This window comes from Gilliamella sp. BG1 (assembly GCF_046635625.1).
In the GTDB taxonomy this organism is placed as follows: Bacteria; Pseudomonadota; Gammaproteobacteria; order Enterobacterales; family Orbaceae; genus Gilliamella; species Gilliamella bombi.
This window is the reverse complement of record NZ_JBIDFG010000010.1, coordinates 62,595-78,718: the sequence shown is the minus strand read 5'-3', so window position 1 is coordinate 78,718 and position 16,124 is coordinate 62,595. Positions and strand designations below refer to the sequence as shown.

Annotated in this window: 13 protein-coding genes and 3 pseudogenes; 5 read left to right on the top strand and 11 right to left on the bottom strand. The window is 33.9% G+C overall.

What is annotated here, in order from left to right; translation table 11 throughout:
- Window positions 1–3: 3 nt before the first annotated feature.
- The 10 genes and pseudogenes from rlmD to trmB form a co-directional block, all read right to left on the bottom strand.
- The gene (rlmD, locus tag ACGH80_RS06875) at window positions 4–1,347 is read right to left on the bottom strand and encodes a 23S rRNA (uracil(1939)-C(5))-methyltransferase RlmD (protein WP_174798679.1); all 1,344 of its coding nucleotides are present in this window, start codon (window positions 1,345–1,347) and stop codon (window positions 4–6) included.
- 12 nt (window positions 1,348–1,359) lie between these two features.
- The gene (coaD, locus tag ACGH80_RS06870) at window positions 1,360–1,848 is read right to left on the bottom strand and encodes a pantetheine-phosphate adenylyltransferase (RefSeq protein ID WP_174798678.1); all 489 of its coding nucleotides are present in this window, start codon (window positions 1,846–1,848) and stop codon (window positions 1,360–1,362) included.
- Between the two features lie 166 nt (window positions 1,849–2,014).
- Window positions 2,015–2,927: pseudogene (gene galM / locus ACGH80_RS06865) on the bottom strand (galactose-1-epimerase).
- Between the two features lie 80 nt (window positions 2,928–3,007).
- A complete protein-coding gene (gene galK / locus ACGH80_RS06860; RefSeq protein WP_174798677.1) occupies window positions 3,008–4,162 on the bottom strand; it encodes a galactokinase in 1,155 nt (384 codons plus the stop codon).
- Window positions 4,163–5,152 (bottom strand): annotated as a pseudogene (gene galT, locus ACGH80_RS06855) (galactose-1-phosphate uridylyltransferase); the annotation flags it as partial.
- A 103-nt stretch (window positions 5,153–5,255) separates the two neighbouring features.
- Complete coding sequence (galE, locus tag ACGH80_RS06850; protein WP_174798708.1) at window positions 5,256–6,269, bottom strand: UDP-glucose 4-epimerase GalE; 1,014 nt, start codon at window positions 6,267–6,269, stop codon at window positions 5,256–5,258.
- 49 nt (window positions 6,270–6,318) lie between these two features.
- Window positions 6,319–7,593, bottom strand: a pseudogene (locus ACGH80_RS06845) (MFS transporter).
- A gap of 547 nt (window positions 7,594–8,140) precedes the next feature.
- A complete protein-coding gene (locus tag ACGH80_RS06840) occupies window positions 8,141–9,304 on the bottom strand; it encodes a histidine-type phosphatase (RefSeq protein WP_174798676.1) in 1,164 nt (387 codons plus the stop codon).
- Complete coding sequence (gene nfsA / locus ACGH80_RS06835; RefSeq protein ID WP_065609093.1) at window positions 9,301–10,026, bottom strand: oxygen-insensitive NADPH nitroreductase; 726 nt, start codon at window positions 10,024–10,026, stop codon at window positions 9,301–9,303. Before nfsA ends, ACGH80_RS06840 begins: the two co-directional genes overlap by 4 nt.
- Before the next feature lie 18 nt (window positions 10,027–10,044).
- Window positions 10,045–10,749, bottom strand: coding sequence for a tRNA (guanosine(46)-N7)-methyltransferase TrmB (gene trmB, locus ACGH80_RS06830; protein WP_411630736.1), 705 nt, complete (start codon window positions 10,747–10,749; stop codon window positions 10,045–10,047).
- Window positions 10,750–11,002: 253 nt separating this feature from the next.
- Here trmB and ACGH80_RS06825 point away from each other — a divergent pair, with 253 nt between their 5' ends.
- Window positions 11,003–11,950, top strand: a complete 948-nt coding sequence (locus ACGH80_RS06825) for a ribose-phosphate pyrophosphokinase (RefSeq protein WP_034915766.1) — start codon at window positions 11,003–11,005, stop codon at window positions 11,948–11,950.
- Between the two features lie 75 nt (window positions 11,951–12,025).
- Window positions 12,026–12,610 (top strand): aminoacyl-tRNA hydrolase, encoded by a 585-nt coding sequence (gene pth / locus ACGH80_RS06820; protein WP_174798675.1) that lies wholly within the window; start codon window positions 12,026–12,028, stop codon window positions 12,608–12,610.
- Between the two features lie 105 nt (window positions 12,611–12,715).
- Here the strand turns inward: pth and ACGH80_RS06815 are convergent, their stop codons facing one another.
- Window positions 12,716–13,147 carry a DUF3597 domain-containing protein gene (locus tag ACGH80_RS06815; RefSeq protein WP_065589418.1) on the bottom strand — a complete coding sequence of 144 codons (432 nt, stop codon included), beginning with the start codon at window positions 13,145–13,147 and terminating at the stop codon, window positions 12,716–12,718.
- Window positions 13,148–13,688: 541 nt separating this feature from the next.
- Between ACGH80_RS06815 and ACGH80_RS06810 the strand changes: the two genes are divergently transcribed.
- From ACGH80_RS06810 to ACGH80_RS06800, 3 genes are all read left to right on the top strand, one after another.
- On the top strand, window positions 13,689–14,150 hold the full coding sequence (locus ACGH80_RS06810) for a DUF721 domain-containing protein (RefSeq protein ID WP_174798673.1): 462 nt from the start codon (window positions 13,689–13,691) through the stop codon (window positions 14,148–14,150).
- A 62-nt stretch (window positions 14,151–14,212) separates the two neighbouring features.
- Window positions 14,213–14,617: a YhcB family protein gene (locus tag ACGH80_RS06805; RefSeq protein ID WP_411578382.1), complete on the top strand. Its 405-nt coding sequence runs from the start codon at window positions 14,213–14,215 to the stop codon at window positions 14,615–14,617.
- 79 nt (window positions 14,618–14,696) lie between these two features.
- Window positions 14,697–16,070: a Do family serine endopeptidase gene (locus ACGH80_RS06800; protein ID WP_065609090.1), complete on the top strand. Its 1,374-nt coding sequence runs from the start codon at window positions 14,697–14,699 to the stop codon at window positions 16,068–16,070.
- Window positions 16,071–16,124 lie beyond the last annotated feature (54 nt).

Here is a 16,124-nt window from a genome sequence, read left to right as displayed (position 1 = left end):
AACTTATGTTCCTGATTTTATTAGCAACAACATTGATTCAATGTGTTTGGTTTGCGGAAACATATCTAAAATAGCAATTTGAGCAATTTGATATCCTGCATCGATAAGTTGTTTACTATCTCGAGCTAGTGTAGCAGGATTACACGATATATAAACAATTTTTGATGGTGCTAATTTTGCAATTTCTATTGTTGCATTAAACGCTCCTGCTCTTGCTGGATCTAATAATACTTTATTATAATTATATTGTGATTGACTCCATATCGAAAATTGTTGAGTATCATCTAAATTGCTGGTTAAAAAATTAGTTTCCGCACAAATCTCAGTATTATTTAATATAGCGTTGAATTTTGCTTTTTCAACCAAGGTATCAACACCTTCAACTCCCGTTACAGTTTTACTTAATTTTGCTATAGGTAACGAAAAATTGCCCATTCCGCAAAACAGATCTAAAACCCGATCTGTTGGTTGTAAAGTTAGCCAGTTAAGCGCCTGTTCGATCATCTTTTGATTAATTTTACAATTTACCTGAATAAAATCTAGAGGGCTGAATGTTAATTTTAAATGATTAATTAAATAAAAATGCTCAGTATTACCGGCAATATGTATTAAATCATCGCCGTGAAAATAAAGTGAAATATTGTTATTTTCGGCAAATTCTTTTAATAGGTTAACATCATGATTGCTTAGAGGCATAGTGTGCCTTAAAACAAGAATAATACCACTATCGACCGAAATTAGTTCAACGTGACCCAGTACTTTTTTCTGTTTTATGTTATTGAGCATGCTTTGTAATGGCGCTAGCAATGAATCTAATTCGTCAACTAATATCGGACAATGTTTGATATTGATTATTTGATTGGATTCTGCTTGGCGAAATCCAATTGCTAATTGGCCTTTAACGATATTAATTGAAAGTCTTGCACGTCGACGATAATGGTAAGATTGATCGGCAATAATTTGCGGTGAATTTTTAACGATATTTGTTAAAGGTTGTCCTGTCTCTTTTTGTAATAGATTTATCAACGCATCATATTTTGCTTGTTGTTGCATCTGTGGTGCAATATGTTGTAGCTCACAACCTCCACATTGTTGATAATATTCACATAAAGGTTTAACGCGGTATTTGCTTTGATTATGATATCTAATGACTTTAGCTTTAGCGTAATTTTTCTTATTTTCAGTTAACTCAATATCAACGGTTTCATCAGGCAAGGCTGATTTTACAAAAATTGTTTTACCTTTATGATTGGTCACGCCTTGCCCAAAAGCATCTAAAGATGAAATAGTTACTGTCAATTTTTGTGGTGTGAACTTTTTTCTTTGTGGAGTGTAAAAATTAACCATAGACGTTTTTATTTATGTTAAGCGTTTTAATAAAGCTGTTTTGACATGTAGTGGTACTAAATTTGTTATATCACCGCCATGGTAGGCAACATCTTTTACTATTGTCGATGAAATAAATCCCATTGCAATTGATGGCATTAAAAAGATAGTGTCTAAATCAGATTTTAATGCACGATTCATTTCGGCAAGTTGCCTTTCGTATTCAAAATCGTGTGTTGTACGAACGCCTCGAACGATAACTGTGGCATTATGGGTTTGTGCAAAATTAGCCATTAAATTGTCAAAGCCAATAACTTCGACATTGAGTAAATGTTCAACTGCTGTTGATGCTAAATTCACGCGTTCTTCTAGATTAAAGAGTGTTTTTTTATTAGGATTTTCGGCAATAGCAACAATTAATCGAGGAAACAGTAACGAAGCTCGTGTAACAAGATCAATATGACCATTAGTAATGGGATCAAAAGTACCCGGGAAAATAGCAGTTAAACTTTTGCTTTTCATATTTAATATTATCCATTAGGTATGATGACTGTATCATACCTAATTTTACTTAGGATTGTTAGTTTAACCATGCAAAATTCTTTTGCTCAATTTGTTAGATTTCTAGTAATGTAAATATGAAAAAGCTAGATATTATTAATATACAGCAATAATTAAGTCAAACAACTTATTGATTTATAAAAAATTGGTAAGCAGTGTAATGTTCATATATTTGTTCTGGTTGTAAAAAGCAGCTTGGTTGTGGCCAGTCAGGATGATTAGGGCTGTCTGGTAAAAATTGGCTTTCTAATGCTATGCCAGCAAAATTTCCATATTCACCATTATGCCGGTTTGGTGTATGTTGTAAAAAGTTACCTGTATAAATCTGTAATGACGGTTTGGTTGTAGTAACATTCATTGTTACTTTTTTATCAGATGAAATGAGTTGAGCGGCTATCGCTTTGGTTTTATCTAATAAATAAGCATGATCATAACCACCAGTTATTTGCCTTTCTGCGCTTTCAAGCAGTTTTTCCGATAAAAGTTTTGGTTGACGTAAATCCATATCGTGCATGGCAACACTAGCTAAGCTCTTATTAGGGATACCATTGGCATTAACTGGCTAACTAATAGTTAGCATTTACTTTTAATCTGTGATTAAGTATATTCTTGCTTATTTCACCATCTAGATTAAAGTAAGCATGATTAGTCAAATTCACTGGCGAAGTTTTTGTTGTAGTTGCATTAAACAAGATAATTACTTGATTGTCATCGGTGAGTTTATACGTTACTGTTACATTCAGCTCACAAGGAAACCCCTGATCACCATCAGGTGAAATCAAAAGGAAGGTCACTTGCTGATCGGAGCAAGATTGAATTAACCATAATTGTTTATCGAAGCCTAATTTTCCGCCGTGTAATTGATTTACACCTTGATTCGCAGTGAGATAATATTGTTTATTGTCAATATTAATAGTAGCATTGGCAATACGGTTAGCATATCGGCCTATTGTAGCACCTAAATAGGCATCCTGCTGTTGGTATTGTTCAAGTGAGCGACAGCCGAGTAGCACTTCACGAGTCTGTCCATTAACGGGCAATTCACAGGAAAGTCATGTAGCTCCCCAGTTTGAAAGTTTTATTCGCATTCCTTGTTTATTGGACAGTTCAATAATTTGCGTTATAGGCATATCGCGTGTGCTCCTTCACTTGGTTTACAGACATAAAAATCTTCTTTAATACCAAATTTTTTAGCATAACTATCGCTAACAACGGTTTTAACAGCATCAACTTTATCTTTTGGTACTATTGCCACAACACAACCACCAAAGCCACCGCCTGTCATGCGAACACCGCCTTGTTCACCAATTACACCGTGAATTATTTCAACTAGATAATCAATAGCGGGGACTGTAATTTCAAAATCATCACGCATTGAATTGTGACTCTGTGCCATGAGTTTTGATAATAATTTATAATCACCATCTGTAAGAGCTTGTGCTGCCTTTAGTGTGCGCTCATTTTCAGTGATTACATGATGAGTTCGTTTAAAGACAATTGGATCGAGCGTGTTTTCAATATGTTGTAATTCAGTTAAGGACGCGTCTCTTAAGGCTTTTACCCCAAGGGCTTGTGCTGCTTCACACTGTTTACGTCGAGTATTATATTCACTATCAACTAATCCTCGTTTGATATTTGAATTGATGATAACTACAGCAAAATCTTTAGGAATTGAGACTGGTTTAACTTCTAATGAACGACAGTCAATTAATAATGCATGTTGGCTTTTTCCAAGGGCAGATATTAGTTGATCCATAATGCCACAATTGCAACCAACAAATTGGTTTTCGGCCTCTTGACCAATTAAGGCTAACTTGGTGCCATCTAAAGCTAAGTTGTAAAGAACTTGGAACATTTTAGCTACCGCAACCTCTAGAGATGCTGATGAACTTAGTCCTGCTCTTTGAGGAACGTTTCCACTAATAGCAAAATCGACGCCATGGATATTATTTGCATATTTTTTTAAGTGCTTTACCACCCCACGTATGTAGTTAGCCCACATATAATCCAGATGTTTTTCAATAGGAGAATCTAAAGAAAATTCATCTTGTTGATTATCATAATCAACCGCAATAACTCGAACAAGATTATCTGAACGTTTGTGACAACTTATTATCGTTTGATAATCGATAGCACAAGGTAAAACAAAACCATCATTATAATCGGTATGCTCGCCAATCAAATTTACACGACTAGGGGCTTGTATAAGTATATCGGGTTTATAATCAAATTTAGATTCAAATGCTTGTGTAGTTACTTTGATTAATGCGTTCATCTATTTATCCTTTTTGTCTTTATAATGCACATCACTAACGTTACGTAATCTTTCAGCTGCTTGCTCTGGGGTTAAATCACGTTGTACTTCGGCTAACATTTCGTAACCTACCATAAATTTTTTTACTGTAGCGGAACGTAATAAAGGGGGATAAAAATGTGCATGTACTTGCCAATAATCATTTTTATCTTGCATAAATGGCGCACCGTGCCAGCCCATAGAGTATGGGAAAGAACAATGAAATAAATTATCATAGCGACTCGTTAATTTTTTGAGCGCAATAGCTAAATCACTTTGTTGTTCGTCATTTAATTGGGTTAATTGTGGGATGTGAATTTTTGGTAATAATAATGTTTCAAATGGCCATATTGCCCAAAAAGGAACAGCGGCAAGCCAATACTTAGTTTCTACAACGATTCGTTCACGATTAATAAGTTCCTTTTTAGCATAATCAACCAATAAATTGCGATGATATTTTTCAAAGTAATTATGCATATTTAGATCTTCGCGCGCAATTTCATTCGGTAAAAAGCTATTTGCCCAAACTTGTCCATGCGGATGAGGGTTAGAGCACCCCATTGCTGATCCTTTGTTTTCAAATACTTGTATCCAAGGATAGTTTTCGCCCAACTCCTGCTGTTGTTCTATCCAAGTTTTAATTACTCCTTCAATTGCAGGTAAATCAAGTTCAGGTAATGTTTTACTGTGATCGGGTGAAAAACAGATAACTCGACTAGTACCTTTTGCGCTTTGCATTTAGAATAATGGATCGGCGTTTTTTGGTGATTCTGGAGTATTTTCCATTAATGCTGCAAAATCATTAGTAAAAACAAATGGTCCCTTATATTGGGGTTGATATCTCCTGTTACCCGTTTATTTCCTGGACACAAAAAGCAAGTTGGATCATAACTTGGTTTTTGCTCTTCGTTTAATACTTCTTGTTGTCCTTGCCATGGGCGTTTTGCCCTATGTGGTGAAACAAGTACCCATTGATTGGTCAATGGGTTGTAACGACGATGAGGATGGTCAACTGGGTTAAAAATATCCATTTTTGCCTCTTCTGTTAATTTTGTATGTTTTATAAAATGTATTATTAATCAGGATAGCCTTGAGGGTTATTTGATTGCCAATTCCATGAATCTTTTACCATGTCATCAAGCGTGAGTTTGGTTTTCCAACCTAATATTTGCTCAGCTTTATTAGCATCAGCCCAGAATGCTGGTAAATCACCTGCTCGTCTTGGGGCAAAGTGCCAATTAAGAGGTTTTCCTGATGCTTTTTCAAAAGCTTTAATGACTTGTAATACGCTATAACCAACACCTGATCCTAAATTGTAAATATGCACACCAGCTTTGTTTTGATCGGTTTTGAGTGCAGCGATATGCCCATCGGCCAAATCAACAACATGTATAAAATCACGAACGCAAGTCCCATCTATTGTTGGATAATCATTACCAAAAACAGCTAATGACTCTCTTTTGCCTACAGCAACTTGGGTAATATAAGGCATAAGATTATTAGGAACACCAAGTGGGTCTTCGCCCATTAATCCACTTGGATGGGCTCCAACAGGATTAAAATAACGTAGTAAAGTTAGTGACCAATCGGGCTCAGCAAAGGCTAAGTCCATAATACATTGCTCAACCATTAATTTACTTTTTCCATACGGACTAGTAGGTAAACCTTGTGGTAATGTTTCAACATAAGGAACAGGGGCTAATTCGCCATAGACAGTGGCCGACGAACTAAATACTAACTGTTTAACGCCAGCAGCTCGCATTGCTTTCATAAGTACGATACTGCCGTAGACATTGTTTTCATAATATTCTAGCGGTTTGTGGACTGATTCACCGACTGCTTTTAAACCAGCAAAATGGATCACCGCTTTAATGTCATGTTCTGAAAAAATCTTAGTTAATAGTTTTTCATCGCATACATCGCCTTGATAAAAAATGACGGATTGCCCAGTAATTTTTTGTATTCTATCTAGTACTGATGCTTTACTGTTAAACAAATTATCAATAATAATTGGTGTGTAGCCAGATTTAATTAGTTGAACACATGTGTGACTTCCTATATATCCACAACCACCAGTTACTAATATTATTCATAATAAAACCTTCATCTAGTTTAATAATAGTTATAGTGAGTGTCTGCTAATTTTCAGACTCTTCACTGTTGTTATGTTTCCAAAGATCCCATGGTCCACGCCCTGATAATGTAAAGGATGAAATAAGCGTAAAACTAAATGCGATCAAGCCAAGGATTAAATATGCTCCTTCGAAACCTATTTTAACATACATTAACCCCGCAAAAGTGGACATAAACATGATAGATAATTGTTTTGCAAAACAAAATGCAATTAAGTAAACAGTTGCTGATAAGTGAATAGGGAAGTGTTTAGTAATATATTTAAATGCACCGACAAGTAATAAAGGTGCTTCGAACATATGTAGCGTTTTTAATATCACCACTTCAACAGCTGTGCTGGCAAATGCTGAGCCAGTAATACGAATGGACATGATAGCACTAGCAATGAGTAATGTATTTTTACTGCCTAATTTCATTACAATCAGAGGAGCAAAAAACATCACAGTGGCATTTAAAAATTCACCAAGCGTAGTTACATAGCCGAAAGCTTCACGACCCACTTGTTCGTTAGTAAAAAATGAGGTGAAAAAGTTTGCAAATTGTTGATCAAATACATCATAAGTACAAGCAACCCCCAACAATGTAAAGCATGAAAAACCATGTTTTACGCATACTAAGTAAATCAAGGGCAAGTTTTAGATTGAATGGCTTTGGTTTATTTAATCCCATTTGCTCAACAACTTCAGTCGTTGTGGTTTTTGCAGGATCGGCGATTTTAACTAAAATTAAAAGAATCAATGCAAATCCAGAACATAACCAAAAAACGGCATTGACATCTTTAGAAATCATAATTCCAACAAACGAAGCACATATAGCCCAACCAAAACAGCCAAACATGCGACAGCGACCAAATTCAAAACCACTACGTCGACTTATTTTTTCGACAAGTGCTTCAATAGCTGGTGCCCCCCACTAAATACCATACCAAGATAAAATCCACCAACAATTGCGCCCAAGGTGACATTTAATTTAAGTAATGGCCCTAAAACGAAGATAAAAAATGGACCAAATAGTACAAGAAGAAGTGTGATAACCCAAAGAAGATGTTTTTTTAATCCTAGTTTATCAGAAATTAACCCGAACAAGGGTTGAAAAAAAAGCGCAAATAGTGAAATAAATGAAAAAACGTCCCCAGTATTTGCCTCATCAAGCCCATTCATTTTTAGCCAAACAGGAAAAAAAGGGCAGTATGCTCCCATAATAAAAAAGTACAGAAAGAAGTAGAGACTGAATACCCAATAATTCTTATTACTTAGTGATGACTTTATTTTTTGATTCATAATGAACTTCCTTTGTTAGGCTTTAAATGACCACACAATCATTTAAAAAAACTTCTGTATGTATATGAACAGGTAAGTTATTTGTTGAGGCGATAATAGCACTAAAATAATTTTGAAAAAGTGATCTAGATAACATTTTATGAAATCGATTACATTTAATGTTAAATTAATTTTTGTTAAAAAGTTTCAGGTAAATATGTGTTTGAGTATAATTTTTGTATTTTATGATGACAATAGTGCAAATTAAAGATCGGTAATCTACTAGATAGGAGGTTTAAAATAATTAATTGGAATAAAAATAAAATAAAACAAATAAAATGCAATTAATTATTGAAAACGATTACATATTATCTATCTACACTCTATTTAGCCTATTGTAATTGACTATGATTTAAGTAAGCTAAACAATTAACATTTATACTGAAACATATATCTACCTGAAACTTTTTGACAAGGAATTTTTTATTAATTAGTATTAGCTTAACTTTTTATTATTAATTTGTTTAATCTTAATTAAATTGGAAAAATTAGATAACCTAATGGTTAATTACCTAGTTTTAATTGATTTTATTCGTTCCTCAAAATCTGACCAATAATAATAACCATCATTATTAACAGAAGCATTTTCCAAATGAAGTTGATAATGTTGTGGTAAATTATTGTCATCAAGTGCTAGCCCGTTATGGAGTTGTTCAAAACTTTGATAAATATATTCGGCTTTAAAAAAGTATTCGCCTGTAGATAGGTGACGAAAACGCTGTAAAGCTACTTTTCCACCAATTGGGGTTATTTCAAATTGATTTGGTAGTTGGTAGTCTTTAAAGTCTAATGCCCCCAGTAATGAAGCGATAGTACTATCGTGTCCAACAAGTAAATTGACTTTACTATCTTGTAGCATAAGATCGTTTATCATGTTGATAATAAGTGCAGCTGAGTGTTTGGCAAGCGTCTTAGAATGGCAAACTAAATTTATATATTGATTACGAATTGCGCTAATTTGTTGCCACTGCTCTTGGCTAGTCAGTCTACCCCATGCAATTTGTTCTTTTGGAAAGGCTGAATAGTATTGCAATAAGAATGCATCAACGGCTGAAATACCTATCGCAAGTGGTCCGAGGAGTGCTGGTTCTTCATGTTTTTTAAAATAAAGTTCGGATGGAATATCGGCTAAATCGCATTTATATTCAGCATATAATTTTGAATGCTTATAATCTAAAATATCGGAAAGGATTTCATAAGCTGGTGCTAGGCTTTTAAAAATATTAGCTGCTTTGTCAGCTTCTTCAATATCACGCAATACCGCATTTTTAAACTCAGTTGAATCGTCTTGCAAGCTAGGATCGAAAATCGGATCCATTTTTTCAATGGCATATTTATGATGAATAGGAATATCATACCCAGCAAAGGCACCAGCTGTCATAAATTGAGCGGTCGCGACAGTTCTTTGCAGACTATTAGAATACACGAATAATTCAGTATTATGTTTTGATAATTTTATATTGTGTTTTTCAAGCCAAGTCGATAAATAGCGGCCAAAATAAACTTCTAATATTCCACCACGAGTGGTCAAATAACCATATGGATGATCCCATTTAGGCCATTTAAAGGGAGTCACTTTTTCTAAAAACTGCAAAGTATTTTGTAATGGTGTACGAATACCATGACGGCTAAGTATAACGATTTTATCTAATTGGTAATGGTTATTTTTCATTTTGTGATCCATCCTTGTTTATGTAAATAATCTAAAATAAAATCACGTTGTTCATTATTTATTGTATTTGCAATTTTATCACTCCAACCACCGGTTTTTTGATTAGTACTACGGTTTTGATAGTAATCACCTATTTGGGTATCATATTTTGCTAAAGTTGCATGATCAAGTGGTTGATATTGGTTTTCAAAAAAGAGAAGCTCTTTAGGTAACCTCGGTTTTATTTCTGGATTATGATCGGGGTAACCAAGGCAAAGCCCAAAAAGAGGAAGAACATATTTTGGTAACTCAAGTAATTGGGTTACTTTATCAAGATCATTTCGCAGTCCACCAATATACACAGCACCAAGTCCTAAGGATTCAGCCGCTATTACTGCATTTTGAGCCATAATTGCTGTATCAACACAGCCCAATAATAACTGCTCTGCTTTGCCAAGATTGAGTGTTGGATCAATTTGAAAATGACGATTAAAATCGGCGCAAAATACCCAAAATTCAGGAGCTTGGTTAACATATTTTTGATCACCAGCATAATGAGCTAGTTTTTCGCGTTTTTGAGGATCTGTAATACGAATAATTGTCGAACATTGAATAAAGTTAGAACTAGAAGCCGACTGTGCTGATCGAACTATAGACGCTATTTGTTCTTGAGTTAAACTAGTTGTTTTATAAGCACGAATAGAGCGGTGTCGACAAAGTAGATCGATGGTTTGATTTTGCATAGTGGCTCCTTAGCATAATTATTTGTTTACAAATTGAAGATCCCAAACGCCATGGCCTAAATTTTGACCTCGTTTTTCAAATTTAGTAATTGGTCTATCATCAGGTCTCGGAATATAGTCACCGCTTGGTGATAAATTTTCAAAACCTTCAGCTTGGGTTAAAACCTCTAACATATGTTCTGCATAATGTTGCCAATCGGTAGCTAGGTGCAAAATTCCACCTAATTTTAATTTTTGTCGAATTAACTGTACAAATTGGGGTTGAATAATGCGGCGCTTATTATGTCTTGCTTTATGCCAAGGATCAGGGAAAAAAATTTGTACTTTGTCTAATGTATGATCAGGGATCATATTTTCTAATACTTCAACAGCATCGTGACACATCACTTTTAAGTTTGATAATTGATTTTCTCCAATTGCCATCAAACAAGCACCAACGCCAGGTTTGTGGACTTCGATTCCTAAAAAATTCTTATCTGGTGTATTTTTAGCCATTTCAATTAACGAAGCACCCATACCAAATCCAATTTCAAGAACAACCTGTTTGTTAGAGTCAAAAACCATTGGTGAATTTGCATCATATTCAATACCAAATACCGGCCATAAATTTATTAATGCCTGTTCTTGGCCTTTTGTTAAACGACCTTGCCGTAAAACAAAACTACGAATGGTTCTTTTAGATTTGATATTTTCGTTATCTGAGTTTAATTGTTCGTTCATCACGTTATCTACTTTTGTTGTGGAATTTATTAAAGCCAAAGAATGGTTTGTTAGTTAGTTTACTCGATTTTGAGTTCACAGCAAAAGCATCTTATGGCCAAATTGTTTTATTTAATGATTTATAAAAATATATCAAATATTTTCAATATATTTTTATATTGTAGTTGAGCATAATCGATAAATGATTATATAATTATAGCCCCAGTTTAACCGATTACGAATAAAGTAATCATGAATACATGCTTGAGGATTTCTCGTGCCTGATATGAAGCTTTTTGCTGGTAATGCCACACCAGAACTAGCAAAACGTATAGCTAATCGTCTTTATACTTCTCTTGGTGACATTGTGGTAAGCCGTTTTAGTGATGGTGAAGTTAATGTCCAAATCAATGAAAATGTCCGTGGTGAAGATGTTTTTATTATTCAATCAACTTGTGCCCCTACCAATGACAATTTAATGGAATTATTAGTTATGATCGATGCAATGCGCCGAGCATCTGCTGGTCGTATTACTGCTGTTATTCCTTATTTTGGTTATGCAAGGCAAGATCGTCGAGTTCGTTCGGCTCGTGTCCCTATTACTGCTAAAGTTGTTGCTGATTTTCTATCAACTGTTGGTGTCGATAGGGTTTTAACCGTTGATCTTCATGCCGAACAAATTCAAGGCTTCTTTGATGTGCCGGTTGATAATGTATTTGGTAGCCCTGTTATTTTAGAAGATATGCTACAACGTGAGTTTGATCGCCCAATTGTTGTTTCCCCTGATATTGGCGGAGTGGTGCGTGCTCGTGCGATAGCTAAACTACTTAATGATACTGATATGGCAATTATTGATAAACGTCGTCAACGTGCCAATGAAGCAGAAGTGATGAATATTATTGGCGATGTTGCTGATAGAGATTGTATCTTAGTTGATGATATGATTGATACTGCTGGAACACTTTGTAAAGCAGCTGATGCTTTAAAAGCTCGAGGTGCCAAAAGAGTATTTGCTTATGCTACCCACCCGATATTTTCAGGTAAAGCAGTAAGTAATATTAAAAACTGTGCCATTGATGAAATTGTTGTTTGTGACACAATTCCATTAACGGCTGAAGTAAAAGCATTGAAAAATGTTCGCCAATTAACATTATCAGGTATGCTTGCTGAAGCAATTCGTCGAATTAGTAACGAAGAATCAATTTCAGCAATGTTCCATCAATAACCTATTTTATCATTGGTATAATGCCCCTTTTTTGGGGCATTTTTATCGATAAAATCTAGTGACAATAAAAATATTATGACAACGATAAAACTGATTGTAGGACTCGCCAATCCCGGAAATGAATATGCAGCAACAAGGCACAATGCAGGTGCGTGGTTTGTTGAGCAATTGGCTGAACGTTATAATCAATCATTAAAAAATGAACAAAAATTTTTTGGTTACACATCACGAATCAACATTTCAGGTCATGATGTACGTTTATTAGTTCCAACTACTTTCATGAATTTAAGTGGTAAAGCTGTTCAAGCTATGACGACATTTTACCAAATAAAGCCAGAAGAGATCTTAGTTGCACATGACGAACTCGACTTAAATCCCGGAATAGCTAAACTTAAGTTTGGTGGTAGTCATGGTGGGCATAATGGGCTAAAAGATATTGCTAGTAAATTGGGAAATAATTTAAATTTTTATCGGTTAAGAATTGGTATTGGACATCCTGGTGATAAAAATAAAGTTGTTGGTTATGTTTTAAATAAGCCATCTAAACCTGAACAGGAATTAATTGATAAAGCTATTGACGAATCTTTGCGTTGTACAGATATCTTATTGTCTGATGGAATAGACGTTGCAATGAACAAGTTACATGCTTTTAAAGCTTAGTTAAATTGTTGAATGTTTCAATAACGTAAAAATCAATAAATATCCACTTTAATAAAAAAATCCACCTAAAATATTAGGTGGATTTAATTGTCTTAATATACTCTTTTAAGAAAAAAGATGGGTTACATTACCACCTTTTTCAGCAATTTTTTTCATTACTTCTTTAATTAACCATGTATTCATTGCTGCGGTATCATCAGTATTGCCTGGATAATTCAGTTCTTTCGCTAAATTTTTCCGTGCATCTAAACTACTATCTATACCTAATAATTTCAATAGATCAACGATAGATGTTTTCCAATTAAGCGTTTCAGGGTGCTTTTTAGCTAAATTCTCAAGAATAGAGGAAACATCAACATTAGTTGCAGATGCGCTTTGCTCTACTTTATCTTGGACTTTCTCTGATCCACTCGATACTGTATTTTTAACAGATGCTGTGATATTTTCAACTTTATCCTTCACAGCATCAACTGCATTATCTACTGTTGCTTGAGCACTTGGAAATACTTTGGAAAAAATGTTATTTAAAATGTTCATATTACATCTCCTTGAAATTTAAACTGCTTTAAAAAAACTGCTTAACGATATAGATGTAGAAAAGATCACATTCAATATAGCGCTTAAAAGAATGTAATGTCAAAATTATTATACATTAATAGCATTTTCTGTATTACGATAAAGTGTTTACTAAGATATAAAACAATTATTTTAAATATTTTTCTAATATTAACTGAATTGAGGTAGTAAGTGCCTTCCAGTTGACTTATACAATTGGTCAACCAATTATAATCTTTTTATTGATACTATTGGATTAAGGCTAGGCCATGCTATTTGTGCTATTTTTTTATGGACTTTTATTAGAGAAAATAAGTGGAATAATCAAAGCTAACCTTTATAATTAGCTTTTATTTTGTTCTTCTAATTTTGAGTTATTTGTGAACTTTTTATAAAGTGTTAATTAAGTGAAAATATTCTTTTTTTAAGGGACTTTTTCATTCAAATAAGATAAATTACTTAAACATTGGTGGAAAATATTTTTGCATTTTAGTATTACTATTTTTTAATAAAAGGCATAATTATGCGTTATAACGAACCACAAATGTTGACGTCAATTTTGACACAAGCCTCTTCTCTGTCTAAGATTCAAGATAGAACTAATGCATTATGCTCTTTAGCTAAAATTGTTTATGATTTATTGCCTTCACCATTAAATCAACAATGCCGAGTTGCTAACTATCGCCAAGGTGTGTTGATTTTAGAGGTTAGCTCAGCTTGTTGGTTAACTAGATTGAAATATGAACAAAGCAATTTAATTTCTGAAATACGAAAAATTATTTTACCATCCTTATCTTCTATTCAATATCAGATTAATCCAGATATTTCAGTGAGGTGGTCACAGAGCAATTATCAAAGTGATAAGTCATCTTTAACTTCAAGTGTGATGACACAAAAAAGCGCAATGTTTCTATCTGCATTAGCAGAAAATGCACCAGACAAGTTAAAAAAACAATTGATAAAACTTGCTAACCATGCAAAATAAGCGCTGATAATTAGTCTTCAATTTTATAAAATTATATATCTTAAAGATATAAGGAGTGAATAATGGATAAAGGTATGCTTACTTATCTTATAATTGGATTTGTGATTGGTTTTATTATTTGTTTCATTTTTATTAGTGTTATTAGTCCTAAGGCACGTAAATATGCCAAAGTTAAACAAGAGTTAGATCAAACAAAAGATGAATTAATAGCCCAAAAACAAATGATTGCTAAACATTTTTCACATAGCGCAGAAATATTGGATAATATGGCTAAAGATTTTCGTCGCCTTTATCAACATATGGCTGAAAACTCCAGTCAATTTATGGATAGTGGTAATATTCAAGCTTTAGATTTTGATTCAAATACAGATTCTAACGAAACAAAAGAAATTACGCTTGATAAGCAGCCTAGAGATTATTCTGATGATTCTTCAGGTTTATTTAAAACGGATGAAAATAAATCTTAACCAATGATTTTATTCTCCGTTACTTAATATTCAAGCAATTTTATAGAGTGTAAATTTTTGTAAAAGCGAGAGTTCTGAGATGATTAATTCATTAAAACAACAAAAAAAATTATTAAGTATTTTAGCTTTAAGTTTAGGAATAAGTTTATCTGTACTTCCGAATACTTATGCAGCTTTTCCTCCTGCCTCAACCGATAATAATACGCAACTGCCAAGTTTGGCGCCTATGCTTGAAACTGTATTACCATCAGTTGTTAGTATTAAAGTTGAAGGAACAGCTCAAATGCAAAATAATATGCCAGAAGAATTTAGACGTTTTTTTGGTTATCCAGATAGCCAATCAAGGGCGTTTACAGGTTTAGGTTCTGGTGTGATTATTGATGCAGAAAAAGGCTATGTTGTTACGAATAATCATGTTATTGATGGTGCTGATAAAATTACGGTTGCTCTAAACGATGGGCATGAATTTAAAGCAAAACTAATCGGTAAGGATCCACAAAGTGATATAGCATTACTTAAAATCGATGATGCCAAAAAATTAACAGCTATTAAATTAGCAGATTCTGATAATTTACGTGTTGGTGATTATGCTGTTGCTATTGGTAATCCATTTGGCATTGGTCAAACTGTTACTTCAGGGATTATTTCAGCTTTAGCTCGTAGTGGACTTAATATGAATGGTTTTGAAAACTTCATTCAAACAGATGCTTCAATTAACCAAGGTAACTCTGGTGGGGCTCTTGTGAATTTAAATGGTGAGCTTGTTGGTATAAATACCGCAATTATTGCTCCAAGTGGTGGTAATGTAGGGATAGGATTTGCAATTCCTAGTAACATGGTAAAAAGTTTAACTTCTCAGCTTATAGAATTTGGTGAAGTAAAGCGTGGCGTGCTTGGTATCAAAGGTAATGAATTGACATCGGATATAGCAAAAGCGTTTGATGTTGATGTTCAAAAAGGAGCCTTTGTTAGTGAAGTTATTGAGAATTCAGCCGCACAAGCAGCAGGAATTAAATCTGGCGATATTATTGTCTCGATGGATGGTAAACCAGTTGATAGTTTTGCTGAACTACGTGCAAAAATTGCGACAACTGGAGCAGGGCGAACTGTTAAGCTAGGTTTAATTCGAGATGGCAAAACAATATCTGTCGATGTAAAACTAAAAAATAGCGACGAGACAACAACGGATGCGAAATCGCTACATTCTGCTCTTGATGGTGCAACGCTTAGCAATGGTGAAATTAAAGGCCAAAAAGGTGTTTTAATAGAAAGTATTGCTAAAAATTCGCCTGCGTCTCGACTCAGTTTGCAAGAGGGAGATCTTATTACTGGAGTTAATAAAGAACGAGTAACTAATATTGCAGATCTTAGAAAAATTATTGATAGTCACCCATCAGTAATTGCATTAAATATAATTCGTGGTGATAGTCGTTTATATTTAATTTTACGATAATTAGTCATTTTTTATATCGTCGATGCTTTAGCATCGACGAAAACTTTAATTTTA